This window comes from Sorangium sp. So ce176, from assembly GCF_051519835.1.
Classification (GTDB): Bacteria; Myxococcota_A; Polyangia; order Polyangiales; family Polyangiaceae; genus Sorangium; species Sorangium cellulosum_G.
The window spans coordinates 4,595,913-4,611,212 of record NZ_CP150371.1 but is presented as its reverse complement, the minus strand read 5'-3'; the positions used below and the strand labels follow the sequence as shown (position 1 = coordinate 4,611,212).

Below are 15,300 nucleotides of genomic sequence, written 5' to 3'. Positions count from 1 at the left end.
CGCGGGCCGTCAGCGTGAATCCAGAACGAGAGGTAGCGAGATGAGATTCGGATTGAAGTCAGCCTTCACTTTGCTGCTCGTGATCGGCGCCGCCGGCGCCTCCCAGCTCGGCTGTTCGGACGACGCGGGGACGCCGGACGACGGGGGCCAGGGAGGCAGCAGCTCGAGCAGCAGCTCCGCCGCGACCGGCGGGAGCACGACAGCGGGGAGCGGCGGCGGCAGCGCGAGCAGCGCGAGCAGCACGACAGCGGGCAGCACGAGCGCGAGCAGCACGACAGCGGGCAGCACGAGCGCGAGCACCACGGCCGCGAGCACCACGAGCAGCGGCACCGGCGGCGCCGGCGGCGAGGAGCCGCTCGGCGACGAGATCCCGATGGAGATCCCGACGCCCACGAACGGCGCCGGCGAGATCAGGACCTCGACGACGGTGCTGAAGAACGCCGCCAACGGCGGGCAGGACGTCTACGACTTCAACAACCAGAAGATCGGCGTGAACAACACCGCCGATTGCGACGACGGCGAGGGCCAGAAGACGGTGTTCGAGGTCGAGGACGGGGTCACCGTCAAGAACCTCATCATCGCGGGCGGCCTCCCCGCCGGCAACGGCATCGTCTGCAAGGGCGACTGCACCCTCGATCACGTCTACTGGGAGGACGTCTGCGAGGACGCGGCGACCAACAGCAAGGACGGCGCGACGATGCGCATCAACAGCTCGATCGCCCTGCACTCCGCCGACAAGATCTTCCAGCACAACGCCAAGGGCGGCTCCACGACGATCGTCACGAACTCGTACATCGCCGACTTCGGGAAGCTCTGGCGCTCCTGCGGCGATTGCACCGCCAACGGCGGCCCGCGCAACCTGGTCATCGACAACGTCCGGGTGGACAAGGTCAGGACGACTGTCGCGGGAGCGAACCAGAACTACCGGGACACGGTCACGATCACGAACCTCTACGTCAAGGGCGGGTACGACGAGGGCGACGACAAGCCGAAGATCTGCCAGGAGTACCGGGCCGTCACCGACCACATGGGCGAGTCGGAGAAGCTCCACGGCGGCGCGAGCCAGTGGAACACCGCCACGTGTCACGTGAGCAAGAGCGACATCAAGAGCTGGTGAGGGCCGAGCCCGCTCCGCCCCGCTACGATGCCGCCTCGAGCTTCCGGCGCAGGTTGTCGCGCGCGAGCGCCTCGAGGCGCTCCCTGAAATAGGGCGACAGGAAGATGTGCTCGAGGGCGAGCAGCCTCTCGAAGAAATGCCGCCGGCCCGCGGCGTAAAGCTCGGGCGGCACGGCGCTGTACTCCGCGGCGATCGCCCGGTCGTACGCGTCGAACGCCGCCGGATCGCTGCCCAGGATCGCCATGTCACAGTCCAGGAACAGGGCCTCTTCGTCATCGACGTCCGCCGGCCCGAGCGCGCCGTGGCGCGCCGTGAGCAGGATGAGCCGCTCGATGAGGCCCTCGTCGAGCCCCTCGCCGGGCAGCCAGCGCGCCACCGCCTCGCGCGCGAGCGCCGCGCTGCGCGCCTCGTTGTCGCGGCGGCCGGGCACGTACACGGCGTCGTGGAAGAGCGCGGCCAGGAACACCTCCCGCGGCCTCCGCCAGCCGACGTCGCGGGCGACCTCGTCCACCCGGCGGAGCACCTCGCGCACGTGGTCGAGGTCGTGGTACGCGCGCCCGGGCTCGCCGTACGCCGCGCGCACCGCGCTCCACAGCGGCTCGGGCAGGACCAGCCCGCCCGGCGCCTCCGGCGGCGCACCCCCCGCACCCCCGTCGGCGCGCGCCTCGCCCGCCCCGGAAGCGGCGTCCGGCCTCACACCAGCACCAGGTCCTCGGGGCGGAACCGCTCCCCGTCGTACGTCGCGATGCGCCCCTTCTCGACGACCTTCGCGTGGTTCTTCGCGAGGTTGGCGCGCCCCTGGATCTCGCGATCCGTCAGGAAGCAGTCGACGTCAGCGACGCACAGCCCGGCGGAGATCGTCGGCGGCCGCTCGACGCGGCGGTAGCGGCGGCGGGCGAGCCGCTCCTGGAGCGCGCGCAGGAAGTCCACCGCCCACGCGCGCGTCGCGTTGGGCAGCGTGATCATGTACTCGTCGCCGCCGAACCGGTACGCATGCCCGTGCGCGAAGACGTGCGCCTCGATGCTCTCCATGAGCGGCGGGAGCACGTGGAGATCGACCGCCGTCTCGGTGTGCTGCACGTTGAACGCCTTGAAGTCGTCGATGTCGATGAACGCCACGGCGATCGCGGCGCCGCGCAGCGCGCAGCGCGCCCGGTAGTGCGACAGATCCGGCAGGAAGAGCCCGGGCGCCTCGAGGATGTGGAACTTCTCGTCGTACTCGCGCGGCCGCAGCGGCGGCGCCTCCGGCAGCACGGCCTCGGCGTGCCGGATCGACATGTAGTCCGTCAGCTGCGGCACCTGGAGCGCCCGCGTGGCGGCGAACCACGGCGCGGCCATCAGCTGCTCCAGCCCGTGGACCTCGCGCCGGAGGTGCCGGATCGTGTCGGCGTTCACGGCCTTCTGCAGCGGCTCCTCGATCGCCGTGGCGCTCTCGCGCCGGAGGCTTATCAGGATGCGCTTGAGCAGCGGGCCCTGCGTGTCGTGGATCTGCACCTGCGGCTGGCGCAGCTCGAGCTGCCGCCCGAGGAGGCTCAGCTGCCCGATGAGCTCCGTCACCTCCGGCGGCTCGTAGCCGCGGAACTCCTGCCGGATCACGTCCGCCACGTGGCGGCGGAACGCATCCGTGAAGCGGGTGACGCACTGGGACACGACCTTGGCCTCGGACTGCGTGAACTCGAGCACCGCACGAGGATAACCTGGCGGCGGTGCGCCCAGCGCCCGGGACGCACCGCGCGCTGGAAATCCGCCGGAAATTCAGAGATGCTGCCCCGTCCCCCTCCCGCGCGATCCATGCACGACCCCACCCGGACGATCACGACCCTCCGAAGCGACGCGGTCGAGCTCCCGGACCTGCGCATCCTCGTCACCCCGCAGAAGAGCCCGCCGATCGAGGCCGCCCTCGGCGTCGCGCCGCTCGTGCTCGGAACGAGCGGCGAGTGCGACGTCATCATCCCCGACGCGCGCGTCTCGCGCCGCCACTGCCAGCTCCGGTTCTCGCCGCGCGGGGTCGTCCTCACCGACCTCGGCAGCAAGAACGGCACGTTCATCAACGACGTCCTGATCGTCGAGGGGTTCCTCACCCCGGGCGCCATCGCCTCCCTGGGCGGCGTGCCCCTCACCGTGCGCGTCGGCGGCGCCCCGGTCGTCGTCCCGCTCTCCACCTCGGCCAGCTTCGGCGATGCCCTCGGCAGCAGCGTCCCCATGCGCGCGCTCTTCGCGCGCCTCGAGCGCGCCGCGGCCACCTCGGAGACGATCCTCCTGCTCGGCGAGTCCGGCACCGGCAAGGAGGTCCTCGCCCGCGCCATCCACGCGGCGAGCCCGCGCAGCGGCGGCCCCTTCGTCGTGTTCGACTGCAGCGCCGTCGCCCCGAACCTCATCGAGGCCGAGCTCTTCGGCTACACGAAGGGCGCGTTCACGGGCGCCCAGGGCGCGCGCGCCGGCCTGCTCGAGGAGGCGAGCGGCGGCACGCTCTTCCTCGACGAGATCGGCGAGCTCCCGCTCGATCTCCAGCCGAAGCTCCTGCGCGCGCTCGAGGCCCGCCAGGCGCGGCGCATCGGCGCCGCCGCGTACACGTCCTTCGACGCCCGCGTCATCGCCGCCACGCACCGCGATCTCCAGGGCCGCGTCGCGTCGGGGGCGTTCCGCGAGGATCTCTACTACCGGCTCGCCGTCGTCGAGACCGTCGTGCCGCCGCTGCGCGAGCGCAAGGAGGACATCCCGCTGCTCGTCGAGCGCTTCCTCGCGGCGCAGGTGCCGCCGCGCTCGCTCGCCGACCTGCCGCCGAACGCGCTGGAGCTGCTCCGCGGGCACCACTGGCCGGGCAACGTGCGCGAGCTCCGCAACACCGTCGCGCGGCTCATGCTGTTCCCGCACCTCGCCGAGGAGGCGATCGTCAAGGTGGCGCCGCGGCCCACCGACCTGGGCGTCAGCCAGTTCGCCGCGCTGCCGCTCCGCGAGGCGCGCGACATGGTCGTCGAGCAGTTCGAGCGCACGTACATCGCGATGAAGCTCCGGGAGAGCGGCGGCAACGTGGCGCGGGCCGCCGCGTCGATGGGCGTCTCCCGGCAGCTCGTCCACCGGCTGATGGAGCGCTACGGCATCCGCAGCAAGGGTTGACCGGCGGCGCGCGGCGCGGCGCTCAGAACGAGGCGCGCAGCGAGAGCGCGGCGCCGTCCGGTGAGAAGGACAGGCCGGCGGCCGGCGCGGCAGGGGCGGCCGGGGCGAGCTGGAAGTAGAGCAGCGCGCCCACGCCGGCCGCGGCGAAGCCCAGGCCGGCCGAGATCGCGCCGGCCTTCCACGCGACGTCGATCGCCTCGACCTCGTCCGCCGAGCACCTCGGCGCGCACCTGTCGCGGAGCTCGCCGCGATCGATGTACCCCTTGATGCCGAGGAACGCGCCCACGCCGAGCGCCACGGCGCCGGCGCCGACCAGCACGAGCGGCCAGCGCTGCCGCTCCGGCGCGGCGGTGTCCGCGGCGCGCGGCGGGGGCGGAGGCGCGGCCGCCGGGAAGCGCACAACGATCGGCAGCGCCTTGTCGCCCGGCGACAGCGTGACCGTGGCGACGACCCGCGCCCCCGCCGCGTCCTCGAACGTCAGCGTGTGGCGCCCCGGATCGACCTCGATCGGGTCCTTCGGGAGCGCCTCGACAAGCGGCGCGCCGTCGAGGAGCACCCGCACGCGGCCCGGCGCGCGGCCCTCGGCGGACGTGGCCGACAGCGCGACGCTCGGCATGTCGCGCTCGACCATCTCGCTCCAGCTCTGGCAGTCGCGGGCGAGCGTCGCCGGGCACGAGCTCAGGCAGATCCGGAGCTCCGCCCGCGCGCGCAGGAGCGCCCGATCGCGCACGAGCTGCTGCGCCTGCTCGTACGCGCCCGCGCACGTCTCGCCGACGCCCTGCGCCCGGGCGCGCGAGCCCGCGAGGAGCGTGACGGCCGCGCTCGCGGCGGCGAGGAGGACCCGCTTCATCGCGGCGCAGGCTACACGCTTCCGCCGCTCAGAGGCACTCACGCTTGATCCGCCGGATGCCGCTGCCGTCCACGTAGTAGGGGGGCACGCAGCGCGATCGCGGCCGCGCGGTGGCCGCGGCGCGCTCCCGCGCGGACGGCGCCGTCTGCGCGGCGGCGGGCGCGGAGGCCGCGGGCGCGCGCGCGGCGGAGGCCCTCGCCGCGGGCGCGGAGGCCACTGCAGACGCGGAGGCGCTCGCCGCGGGCGCGGAGGCCGCTCCCGCGGGCTCAGAGGCCCCCGCCGCGAGCCCGGCGGCCGCCGCGGGCTCGGAGGCCTCCACCGCGGGCGCGGAGGCCGCTCCCGCGGGCCCGGAGGCCCCCGCCGCGGGCGTGCTCGCCGCGGGCGCCGGCACCGCGGCGACAGCGGGCGTCGCGGAGGCGCCCGCGCTGGCCTGCTCGGCCGGCAGTGCTGCGACCCCCGGGCTCGCGCCGCAGCGCCCGGCGATAACCGCCAGCACGAGCGCGCCGGCCCCGAGGGCGAGCGAGGTGGCGCGGGTGCCCCACGCCCTCGGCTCCCGCGGCCCCGCCGCCCCGGCGACAGGCGTCGCGAGCGCGGAGACAGCGGGCCGCGCCATGTCCTCGACCGTCCTCGTCATCGTCGCGACCGTCATCGAGGACCGCGGCGGGCGCGCGCGGTGGCCGGGGGACCGCGCCGCGCTCGTGTCGATCTCCCGCAGCGGCGCCGGGGCCGCGGCGGCGGGGCTCGACGGCGGCGGCGCCGGGACGGCGCTCCGCTGCGACGTCTCGATCTCGCCGAGGCTCTTCGCCCGCGCCTCGAGCAGCGGCCCCGCCGTCGTCTCGACCCACGCGCCGACCGCGCGCGGGCTCGCCGGCGGCAGCGCCTCCTCCAGGGCAGCGGCCATCTCCAGCGCGGTCGCGTAGCGCCGCTCCGGGTCCCGCTGGAGGCCGCGGAGCACCACCTCGTCGAGCTCCCTGGGCACGTCGCCGAACGCGCTCGGCGGCTGGACGACGCCCTCGAGGATCCGCCCGTAGATCTCCGCGTCGCACTCTCCCGAGAACAGCCGGCGTCCCGTGAGCGCCTCCCACAGCACCACGGACGCGGCGTAGATGTCGGCGCGGCGGGTCAGCGGCGCCCCGCGGAGCTGCTCTGGCGCCATGTAGCTGAGCTTGCCCTTGAGCTGCCCGACGCGGCTGACCTGGCTCCGCACCGCCGCGCGCGCGATCCCGAAATCGAGCACGCGCGCGATCCCGTCGTCGCCGACCAGGATGTTCTGCGGCGACACGTCGCGGTGGACGATCTGGAGCGGCGCCCCGTCCTCGGCGGTCGCCTCGTGCGCCGCGTGAAGGCCCGCCAGCGCGCCCGCGACGATGGCGGAGACGACCGGATGCGGCACCCGGCCCCCCCGCGCGCTGACCTCGCGCAGCAGGCTCGAGAGCGACTCGCCAGCGATGTACTCCATGACAAGGAAGAGCTCGCCGTCGGCCTGCACGCTGTCGAGCGTGGTGACGACGTTCGGGTGGCGGATGCGCACCGCGAGCCGCGCCTCGTCGAGGAGCATCGACGAGAACTCGGGGTCCCTGGCGAACTGCGGGTGCAGGCGCTTGATCGCGACCGTGCGGGCGAACCCGTGCGCGCCGACGAGGCGCCCGAAGTGGACGGACGCCATCCCCCCCGAGGCGATCACGCCGTGGAGCGTGTACCGATCGAGGGTCCTCCGCTCGCGCTCCTGCGCCGTTGCCATCGTCGCCCTGTTCTACAACATCTCGGCGGCGTTGCTGGACTGTAACATGCACTCCCACGTTCGCCGGAAATGACGTCGAATAACGTCGAACGACGTCGCTCGACGCTGCGCGGCGGAGGACGGGCGCCTCATCGCTGCTGTGGTGGTCTGGTGTCGCGCGGTGCGTGTGCAACCGCGCGTGTCCACAGTGTCAACTCGAGGTTGACACGGGTCGACGGCGCCGGCGCCGCGCGGGCTGCTCCTGTCAGAGCGGGACCTCGATCACGCTCTCGCAGGTGAAGTCGACGCTCAGGGCCGCCGCCAGGTCCACCTGGACCGCGGCGCACGTGCCGTCGCAGAGCACGATCTGCGTCGGGTTCGCGGGCTCGTCGTAGCGCCAGGCGTCCTCGGTCGCGCAGCTCTGGTCGTACGGCAGCGACGCCGGCGTGTTCGATCCGCTCGCGTAGTTCACGCGGACCTTCTCCTTGTCGAACGTCCTGCCGTCGGGCGCGGGCGGGATCCCCAGCGTGCACGACACCGAGGCGCCGCGGATCCGGTCGACGGCCGCCTTGAACGCGGCCGTTGTCTGCGACGGATCGCCGGTGTCGATGAGGACGGCCTTGTCCGTGCCACCCGCGGCGGCGATCTTGTCCAGGCCGGACACGGTATCCTGCGCGCCCGGGAGCGGCGGGTTCTCGACCCCGATGACGTACGTCAGCACGTTGCTCGCGAGCGCCTCCTGCGCGTCGGCCACGACGGCCTCGATCGTGTCGGAGTCCTCGTCGCACCCTTGCGGGTGGCCGTCCGTCACCAGCACGATCGCGTATTTGCCGGGGGTCTGCTCGCGCTGCGCCTCGATGAACGCGCTGGTGCCGCGCATCACCCACGCGGTCGGCGTGCCGCCGCGCCAGTCGTCCGACGTCTCTGGCTCGACCTCATCGATCGCCGCGGCGAAGGTGTCCGACGGGAGCGGCGTCGGCGGCACGTCCGGCGTCGTGTAGGCGTCGGTCGAGCACTTGTCGTCGTCGGCGGGGAAGAACGTGAGCGACGCCGTGAGCCCTTCGGACCCGGGATCCGCGAAGAACTGCTTGGTCGCCGCGACAACGGGATCCCACTTGAGCGCCTTGTCGTGCCAGTCCTTGTCGCCCTTGCCCATGCTGCCCGACACGTCGAACGCGAAGGCCAGGTACACCGGCTGGAGGGACGCGGCCGCCGTCTGGCTGGCGCACGCGCCGTCTCCGCCCGTCGGGTTGCCGTCGCCGGTGCCGCTCGATCCGGGCCCGGGCCCGCCGATGTCGGGCGAGCCCCCGTCGCCGAAGGTCCCGCCGGAGGAGCTCGCCGCCCCGCCACCACCTGCTCCTCCGCCGTCGCCCGGGCTGCTTCCGCACCCGAGCCCCACCACAGCCACGCTCAGCACCGACATGGCAACCGTAAGCAATCTCATGCTTCGACTCCTTGCACCACCGCGCGCCGGCGTCGCGCCGCCGGCATCGAGTCACCAGGATTGCGCGTGGTCTCACGACACCCAAGCACGCGGGGTGCCATGGCGAAGCGCCACCGCGTGGGGTGCTCACTTGACGGGCGCGACGTGGGCGATGAGGACGCCCATGTTCTTGATGAAGCTCTCCACCGAGATGCCCGTCGGCGGCTCCTCGGCCGGGTACGTCGCCGGCGCCTTGGTCGGGTCGTAGGGCGATGTATCGTTGCGATCGCCGACATGCGTCATGGCGTACGTGTCCTCGAGATACGGCGCAGCGCTGCCAGGACCCATGTAGGGATTGGTGATCATCGTGATCTTCGTCGGCCAGTAGCCCTCCGCGTCGAGCTCGCTGACCACCTTCTGCGCCTCTTCCTCGGTCACCGGCGTCGTCGTCATCGTGCGGCCGGCGAAGAGGTCGTCGAGCTTCACCTCGCGCAGCGAGAAGTACCTCGGCAGCTCCACCGGCCCCGCGATCGCCAGCGGCGAGCCCGCGGTCAGCGCGTCGGGCGACATCGCGGTCAGCTCCTCGTAGCGCGCGCGCATGGCGGGCACGTCGAGCTTGCGCGCTTGCCCGTAGTGGCCGATCGGCTTCCCGGGATCCTTGTCGAAGTAATACTCGCCGTTGACCACGTTCGAGCCGCGCCGATGGACGTAGAGCGCCTCGTCGGTCCCGATCTCGATGTACGTGGGGTGCGTGCGATCCGGGAAGCTCTCGATCAGCTCCGGCGGCAGCGCGACCTTCTCCAGCCAGTCCAGCGCCTCGGGCACGCGGGCGATGTATTTCTCGTCTCCGGTCAGGCTGTAAAAATTCAGGAGCTGCTGGATGTTGTTGGCCGTCGTGTGCGTGGTCAGCGCCCCCGGCTCGTAGGTGCGCGCCCCCGACGGCTTGCCTTCGGGCGTGAACTGAAGGCCCCACCCGGGCTGCGGCGCGGGCTGCTGCAGGGCGACGAAGCTGTCCATGGCGCGCTCGATGTTCCCGAGCAGCTGCGACTCGCCCAGCGCGAGGCGGCACATGATCAGGAACTTGATGTTCTCTCCGGCCACGTCGTCGTTGAACGTGATGAGGCTCGTGTAGTCGGGCTTGCCATCCTTGCCCATCAGCGGGAACCGCTGCGGCCAGCCGCCCCCGTCGTACTGGCTCTCGGTGACGAAGCCGATCGCCTTGTAGAGCGGCTCGCGGAACCGCTCGTCCTTCTTCTCGAGGTACATGCGCAGGAGGAGCTGCGAGGCCACGGCGGTGCCGGCGTCGTCGAAGGTGGCGTTGCCGTAGTAGTGCTGGAACTCCTCGAGCCGCCAGCCGTTCTTGCCGATGGTGTCGTACCAGTCCTCGAGCGACTCCTCACCAGCAAAGTCATAGATGTAATTCCAGCCGCCGCTCTCGTGCTGGGCCTCGATGAGCGCGAGGGTGACCGCCTCGGCGGCCTTGTAATAGAGCTCGTCGCCGGTCGCGTGATAGGCGTCGAGGTAGAGGTGCCCCATCGACGGCGTGCCGGGCGGCTGCACCCACAGCATGGTGCGCTTCGCCTCCATCTCGCCCCAGCTCCGCGAGAGATCCGGCAGGTAGCTCCACACGTAGCCGCCCTCGTAGGCGACCTCCTCGCTCATGAAGGTGGCCGCGCGCCTCATCGCGGCCAGGGCCTCGGCGTGCTCCTGCGGCGGCACGACGTCGGGAGGGTTCGAAGGACCCGGCTCGCCGCCGCCGCAGGCGGCCAGCAGGAGGGGAAAGAGCGTCAAACTCGCGAACGTTCTGCGTTTCATGGGGCTCCTCGGTCGAGACACGTCCGCTGCGCCGGGCGCAGGGCCGGTTCAAAGCCATGGTGGTGGTCGGGAGAGACGGGCGGGCTAGCGCGATCGGGCCATGTAATCTTCGCGGGCGGGCGTGAACACATCGAGGACGACGGACGGCTGGAGCGCCCAGGCCTGGTGATCGACGCCCCCGCGGACGACGAAGCTGTCCCCGGATCGCGCCTCGAACTCCTCGTCTCCGCACGAGAACCTGAGGTGCCCGTGGATGACGTAGACGAGCTGGTCGTGCGGGTGGCTGTGGCGCGCCCCGGCCCAGCCGCTCTCCATGTGGTGCTCGACGAGCATCAGGTTCGGGTTGTGGGCCAGCACGCGCCGCCTGAGCCCAGGCTCCGGGGTGAAGAACTCCACATCGCCGCCCGACACGCGCGAGAGGCTCGGAACATCTCTCTTCTGAACGTCGATCATGCTTCTTTGCTCCTCCAGACAGCCACGCTCACGCGTTCTTCTTGAGCTCGGCGCGCGCGGACCTGACCACGGACAGGAACTCGCGCGCGCGCTCCGTGACGACCCCGTCCGCGCCGGCCGCGAGCGCGGCGGTGTCGACGAGCTCGCCGCCGACCCCGAGCGCCACGGCGCCGGCCTCGATGAAATCCCTCGCCGTCGACAGGTTGACCCCGCCGGTCGGCATCATCTTCACGTCCGGCAGCGGCCCCCGCAGCGCGCGCAGGTACTTCGCGCCGCCCATCGCGGAGCACGGGAACACCTTCACCGCGTCCGCGCCCGCGCTCCACGCCGTGATCACCTCGGTCGGGGTGAGCGCCCCGGGGAAGACAGCCTTCCCGAGCTCGTGCGCCGCGCGGATGACCTCGAGGTTGAGCCCGGGGCTCACGATGAACTGCGCGCCGGCCTCGATGCACCCGCGGGCGGCGTCGGCGGTGAGCACGGTGCCCGCGCCGACGAGGACGTGGCTCCCCATGCGCGAGGCGATCTCGTGCATGACGGAGAGGGCGTCCGGGACCGTCATCGTGATCTCCAGGACCTCGATGCCGCCCGCGAGCAGCGCGCGCGCGGCCCGCACGGCGAGCGCGCCGGAGGGCGCGCGCACCACGGGGACGACGCCGATCTCCTCGATGCGGCGGACGATCTGCTCTCGGTTCCTCGACGGGCTCATCGCTCGATCCTCGCGCTGGCCCCGCCCATCGCCCGCCGCACCTCGCCAAGCGACGCCATCGAGGTGTCCCCCGGGGTCGACATCGCCAGCGCCCCGTGCGCGACGCCGCACTCGAGCGCCCACTGCGGGCCCTGCTCCGTCAGGAGGCCGTACACGATCCCCGAGGCGAACGAGTCCCCGCCTCCCACGCGATCGAGGATCTCGATGTCCCGCTGCGGGGCCTCGTAGAACTCCCCGTCGCAGTACAGGATACCGCCCCAGCCGTTGACGCTCGCGCTCCTGGCCGTCCTGAGGCTCGTGGCCACGACCGAGATGTTGGGGTACGCCGCGACGACCTCGGAGATCATCCGGCGGAACCCCGCCGTGTCGAGCCGGCTGTAGCTGCCGTCCACGCCCGACACCTCGAAGCCGAGCGCCGCGACGAAGTCCTCCTCGTTGCCGAACAGGCAGTCGACGTACGGCATCAGGGCGCGATTGACCTCGCGCGCCCGCTGCTGGCCGCCGAAGTTCTTCCACAGCGAGGGCCGGTAATTGAGATCGTACGAGATCCGCACGTCGTGCTCGCGCGCCACCTCCATGGCCTCGCGCGCCACGCCGGCGGTGGTCTCGGACAGGGCACAGAAGATGCCGCCGGTGTGGAACCAGCGCGCCCCGCGCTCGCCGAAGAGGGCCTTCCACGGAAGCTCCCCGGGCCTCAACCTGGAGGCCGCGCTGTGGCCGCGATCCGAGCAACCGACGGCGGCGCGTGGCCCGAAGCCGCGCTCGGTGAAGTTCAGGCCGTTGCGCGCCTCGCGTCCCACGCCGTCGTAGGGGACCCAGCGCACGGCCGACGTGTCGACCCCGCCCTGGAGCATGAGGTCCTCGATCAGCCGCCCGACGGGGTTGTCCGCGAGCGACGTGACGATGGCTGTCCTCAGCCCGAAGCAGCGCCGCAGCCCCCGCGCCACGTTGTACTCTCCCCCGCCCTCGCCGACGTCGAACGTGCGCGCGGTGTGAATGCGTCGCTCCCCCGGATCGAAGCGCAGCATCACCTCCCCGAGGCTCACCTGATCCCATTCGCAGCTCTTTGCATCGCGGATCTTCATCTTCGGCTCCTCAACGGCTCATCCAACCGCCGTCGACGACCAGCACGTGGCCGTGGACGTACTTGCTCGCCTCCGAGCACAGGAACAGCGCCGCTCCGGCGATGTCGCTCGGCTCTCCCCACCGCCCGGCCGGGATGCGCTCCAGGATCTGCCGGCTGCGCCCCTCGTCGGCCCGGAGCGCGGCCGTGTTGTCCGTGGCGATGTAGCCGGGCGCGATCGCGTTCACGTTGACGCCCCTCGCCGCCCACTCGTTGGCGAGCGCCTTCGTGAGCTGGGCGACTCCGCCCTTCGACGCCGCGTAGGCCGGGACCAGGATCCCTCCCTGGAACGAGAGCAGCGAGGCGATGTTGATGATCCGGCCCGACCCCTGCTCGAGCATCTCCTTGCCAGCGATCCGCGACAGGCGGAACGCGGACGTCAGGTTGACCTCGATCAGGAGATCCCAGTCCTCGTCCGAGTACTCGACCGCCGGCGATCTCCGGATGAGCCCCGCGTTGTTCACAAGGATGTCGAGGCGCCCGAGCTCTGCCTTCGTCCTCCGGACGAGCTCCGCGTGGGCCGCGCGGTCCGCGAGATCCGCGGACATCCCGATGGCGCGCCGACCGAGCCCGTGGATCGCGGCCATGGTGGCCTCGCCCGGATCGTCCTTGCCGTGACAGGCGACGTCCGCCCCGGCGCCCGCGAGCGCTGTCGCGATCGCGGCGCCGATCCCCGTGGCCGAGCCCGTCACGAGCGCGACCTTGCCGTCCAAACGAAACGGATGGCTTGTCATTGTCCTATCCTCGTCGCAGTCGCGCGGCCTCGAGCCGCGGCACGAGCGCATGAATGATGGCGAGCGCCAGGAGGTACGCAGACGCCGCCATGATGAAGAGCGTCGAGTAGCTCCCGGTGACCTGCAGGACGCGGCCGGCGATCTGCGCGATGAGCATTCCGCCGATCGCCCCGGCCATACCGCCGAAGCCGACGGCCGAGCCCACGGCCTGCGACGGGAACATGTCCGTGGTGAGCGTGAACAGGTTCGCCGAGAACCCCTGGTGCGCGGCGGTGGCCAGCCCCAGGAGGAGCACGGCGACCCAGAGCGAGTCGGTGCGCGTCGCCAGGAACACGGGCGCGACGCCGAGCGCGCACACGAGCATCGCTGTCTTGCGCGCCGCGTTCGCGGTCCAGCCGCGGCGCATCAGCATCGAGGAGAACCAGCCGCCGGCGACGCTGCCCACGTCCGAGAGCAGGTAAATCGTGACAAGGGGCGGGCCGATCTGGAGGAGGTTCAATCCATGCTTGCGGTTCAGGAAGTCGGGGACCCAGAACAGGTAGAGCCACCAGAACGGGTCGGTCATGAACTTGCCGATCGCGAACGCCCATGTCTGGCGGTGCGGGAGGAGCTCGAGCCAGCCGACCTTGCCCACAGGCGGTGATGGCTCGCTCGTGATGTAGGCGCGCTCCGCCTCCGAGACGCGCGGGTTCTCCGCGAGGGGCCGGTAGAGGATCATCCAGGCGACGATCCACAGCGCGCCGATGGCGCCTGTCAGCGCGAAGGCGGCGCGCCACCCCCACGTCACCGCGATCCACGGCACGACGAGCGGACACACGATCGCGCCGATGTTGGTCCCCGAGTTGAACAGGCCTGTCGCGAGCGCGCGCTCCTTCTTCGGGAACCACTCCGCGATCGTCTTGATGGCGCCCGGGAACATGCCGGCCTCGCCGACGCCGAGGGCGAACCGGGCGGCGGAGAGCCCCCCGGCGCTGCCCACGAGCGCGTGCGCGGCGGCCGCCAGGCTCCAGAACCCGACGGCGAACGAGAACCCGCGCCGCGTCCCGACGCGATCCATGAGGCGGCCCATCGTCACCATGCCGATCGCGTAAGCGGCCTGGAACGACGTGACGATGTTGCCGTAGTCGATGTCGTTGTAGCCGAGGTCCTTCTGCAGCGTCGTCTTGAGGACGCCGAGCACCTGCCTGTCGACGTAGTTGATCGTCGCCGCCGTGAACAGGAGGGCGCAGATGACCCAGCGATACCCCCCGACGCCGGCGGCGGCCTGCGGCGCGGCGGCGCCCGCGTCTGCGTGGCGTGGCACCTCCGCGGGCACCTCGACGATGCCCGTTGTGGGCTCCGATTTCATGACCATGAGAAGCACTCCTCCTCGCTGGAGCCCGCGTGACGCCGGCTCGCTCACGCGATGGTTACTTGAGGCTCGCCTCGAGCCCGGACCCGCGCTGGCTGAACGCCGGCTGCACGTTGACGACGCCGAACACCCGATCTTCCCGCTCGCGGTGCGCCGCCATGAGCCAGACGAAGTTGATCGAGTGCCCGGGCGCCGCGACGTTCGGGTGGTAGCCGGCCGGCATCAGGACGGCGTCGCCGTCCCGCACGACGGCGACCACCTCGGGCGTCTCCGGGTCCGTGTAGACGAGCTGCACGCCGAACGCCGGAGGCGGCATGTCGAAATAGACGTACATCTCCTCGAGGATCTCGGTGTGCTCGTGCGGGGGCCAGCTCGTCCAGTGCCCCGGGGCCGAGCGCGTGAAGCCCGCGACGATGCGGCCGGCGTCCACGTTCTTGCCGATCAGGATGCTGAGCTCGCGCGTCGTGGCGTCGCCGCCCGCCGTGAACTTGAGCGCCGGGCTCTGCTCGACGTCCCTGTAGCGCACGACCTGGATCGGGTAATTCCCCTCCACCTCGGCGCCGCACTCGACCAGGTCGACCGCGGAGGTCGTGCTGACCGCCACCGTCGAGCCGCGCGGCACGTAGAGGGCGTCGTACTGGCCGAGCCCGATCGTGTCCCCGCCGTTCACCTGCACAACGCACTGGCCGGACATGCAGAGGAGCCCCACCTCGCGCCCGCACGTCTCGAAGACCACCTTCGGGGCGGTCTGGTCGAGCAGGATGCGACCGTAATGCAGGCGCTTCATCGGGCTGTCGGCCGGCGTGACGGAGAGCTTCCTCCCCTTGTGGGACGCCGTCGCGCGGACCACGACCTCTCGAGGATTCAATGGCTTCATGGACAGAGACCTTC

15 protein-coding genes are annotated in these 15,300 nt (G+C 71.8%); 2 read left to right on the top strand and 13 right to left on the bottom strand.

What is annotated here, in order from left to right; all coding sequences use genetic code 11:
* Positions 1-9: 9 nt before the first annotated feature.
* Positions 10-447, bottom strand: a complete 438-nt coding sequence (locus tag WMF42_RS17110) for a hypothetical protein (RefSeq protein WP_437693151.1) — start codon at positions 445-447, stop codon at positions 10-12.
* On the opposite strand from WMF42_RS17110, the gene WMF42_RS17105 reads away from it, so the two are divergent.
* Entirely contained in the window at positions 428-1,117 is a 690-nt protein-coding gene (locus WMF42_RS17105) for a pectate lyase (RefSeq protein WP_233562021.1), read from the top strand. The genes WMF42_RS17110 and WMF42_RS17105 overlap by 20 nt on opposite strands.
* A gap of 22 nt (positions 1,118-1,139) precedes the next feature.
* Here the strand turns inward: WMF42_RS17105 and WMF42_RS17100 are convergent, their stop codons facing one another.
* Together WMF42_RS17100 and WMF42_RS17095 are read right to left on the bottom strand one after the other, a co-directional pair.
* Positions 1,140-1,814, bottom strand: coding sequence for an HD domain-containing protein (locus tag WMF42_RS17100; protein WP_437693148.1), 675 nt, complete (start codon positions 1,812-1,814; stop codon positions 1,140-1,142).
* The gene (locus WMF42_RS17095; protein ID WP_061610368.1) at positions 1,811-2,800 is read right to left on the bottom strand and encodes a diguanylate cyclase; all 990 of its coding nucleotides are present in this window, start codon (positions 2,798-2,800) and stop codon (positions 1,811-1,813) included. The genes WMF42_RS17100 and WMF42_RS17095 overlap by 4 nt, the downstream gene beginning before the upstream one ends.
* A gap of 108 nt (positions 2,801-2,908) precedes the next feature.
* Here WMF42_RS17095 and WMF42_RS17090 point away from each other — a divergent pair, with 108 nt between their 5' ends.
* A complete protein-coding gene (locus WMF42_RS17090; RefSeq protein ID WP_437693146.1) occupies positions 2,909-4,234 on the top strand; it encodes a sigma 54-interacting transcriptional regulator in 1,326 nt (441 codons plus the stop codon).
* A gap of 22 nt (positions 4,235-4,256) precedes the next feature.
* Here WMF42_RS17090 and WMF42_RS17085 read toward each other — a convergent pair whose 3' ends face one another.
* The 10 genes from WMF42_RS17085 to WMF42_RS17040 form a co-directional block, all read right to left on the bottom strand.
* Positions 4,257-5,084: a hypothetical protein gene (locus WMF42_RS17085; RefSeq protein WP_437693144.1), complete on the bottom strand. Its 828-nt coding sequence runs from the start codon at positions 5,082-5,084 to the stop codon at positions 4,257-4,259.
* A gap of 28 nt (positions 5,085-5,112) precedes the next feature.
* The gene (locus tag WMF42_RS17080) at positions 5,113-6,825 is read right to left on the bottom strand and encodes a serine/threonine-protein kinase (RefSeq protein WP_437693142.1); all 1,713 of its coding nucleotides are present in this window, start codon (positions 6,823-6,825) and stop codon (positions 5,113-5,115) included.
* A gap of 244 nt (positions 6,826-7,069) precedes the next feature.
* Positions 7,070-8,248, bottom strand: a complete 1,179-nt coding sequence (locus WMF42_RS17075) for a vWA domain-containing protein (RefSeq protein ID WP_437693140.1) — start codon at positions 8,246-8,248, stop codon at positions 7,070-7,072.
* Between the two features lie 126 nt (positions 8,249-8,374).
* Complete coding sequence (locus WMF42_RS17070; protein ID WP_437693138.1) at positions 8,375-10,042, bottom strand: pectate lyase; 1,668 nt, start codon at positions 10,040-10,042, stop codon at positions 8,375-8,377.
* 84 nt (positions 10,043-10,126) lie between these two features.
* Positions 10,127-10,495, bottom strand: coding sequence for a cupin domain-containing protein (locus tag WMF42_RS17065; protein WP_061606729.1), 369 nt, complete (start codon positions 10,493-10,495; stop codon positions 10,127-10,129).
* Positions 10,496-10,523: 28 nt separating this feature from the next.
* Positions 10,524-11,201 (bottom strand): bifunctional 4-hydroxy-2-oxoglutarate aldolase/2-dehydro-3-deoxy-phosphogluconate aldolase, encoded by a 678-nt coding sequence (locus WMF42_RS17060; RefSeq protein ID WP_437693136.1) that lies wholly within the window; start codon positions 11,199-11,201, stop codon positions 10,524-10,526.
* Positions 11,198-12,286 (bottom strand): PfkB family carbohydrate kinase, encoded by a 1,089-nt coding sequence (locus WMF42_RS17055; protein ID WP_437693134.1) that lies wholly within the window; start codon positions 12,284-12,286, stop codon positions 11,198-11,200. The genes WMF42_RS17060 and WMF42_RS17055 overlap by 4 nt, the downstream gene beginning before the upstream one ends.
* A 10-nt stretch (positions 12,287-12,296) precedes the next feature.
* On the bottom strand, positions 12,297-13,058 hold the full coding sequence (gene kduD, locus WMF42_RS17050; RefSeq protein WP_061606726.1) for a 2-dehydro-3-deoxy-D-gluconate 5-dehydrogenase KduD: 762 nt from the start codon (positions 13,056-13,058) through the stop codon (positions 12,297-12,299).
* 4 nt (positions 13,059-13,062) lie between these two features.
* Positions 13,063-14,406, bottom strand: a complete 1,344-nt coding sequence (locus tag WMF42_RS17045) for an MFS transporter (RefSeq protein ID WP_061606737.1) — start codon at positions 14,404-14,406, stop codon at positions 13,063-13,065.
* Positions 14,407-14,467: 61 nt separating this feature from the next.
* Complete coding sequence (locus tag WMF42_RS17040) at positions 14,468-15,286, bottom strand: 5-deoxy-glucuronate isomerase (protein ID WP_437693132.1); 819 nt, start codon at positions 15,284-15,286, stop codon at positions 14,468-14,470.
* Between the last annotated feature and the right edge of the window lie 14 nt (positions 15,287-15,300).

Coding starts and splice junctions, on each gene's coding strand:
- kduD (WP_061606726.1), bottom strand. CDS start 13,058: ATGACAAGCCATCCGTTTCGTTTGGACGGCAAGGTCGCGCTCGTGACG.
- WMF42_RS17085 (WP_437693144.1), bottom strand. CDS start 5,084: ATGAAGCGGGTCCTCCTCGCCGCCGCGAGCGCGGCCGTCACGCTCCTC.
- WMF42_RS17075 (WP_437693140.1), bottom strand. CDS start 8,248: ATGAGATTGCTTACGGTTGCCATGTCGGTGCTGAGCGTGGCTGTGGTG.
- WMF42_RS17090 (WP_437693146.1), top strand. CDS start 2,909: ATGCACGACCCCACCCGGACGATCACGACCCTCCGAAGCGACGCGGTC.
- WMF42_RS17065 (WP_061606729.1), bottom strand. CDS start 10,495: ATGATCGACGTTCAGAAGAGAGATGTTCCGAGCCTCTCGCGCGTGTCG.
- WMF42_RS17045 (WP_061606737.1), bottom strand. CDS start 14,406: ATGAAATCGGAGCCCACAACGGGCATCGTCGAGGTGCCCGCGGAGGTG.
- WMF42_RS17060 (WP_437693136.1), bottom strand. CDS start 11,201: ATGAGCCCGTCGAGGAACCGAGAGCAGATCGTCCGCCGCATCGAGGAG.
- WMF42_RS17055 (WP_437693134.1), bottom strand. CDS start 12,286: ATGAAGATCCGCGATGCAAAGAGCTGCGAATGGGATCAGGTGAGCCTC.
- WMF42_RS17080 (WP_437693142.1), bottom strand. CDS start 6,825: ATGGCAACGGCGCAGGAGCGCGAGCGGAGGACCCTCGATCGGTACACG.
- WMF42_RS17040 (WP_437693132.1), bottom strand. CDS start 15,286: ATGAAGCCATTGAATCCTCGAGAGGTCGTGGTCCGCGCGACGGCGTCC.
- WMF42_RS17070 (WP_437693138.1), bottom strand. CDS start 10,042: ATGAAACGCAGAACGTTCGCGAGTTTGACGCTCTTTCCCCTCCTGCTG.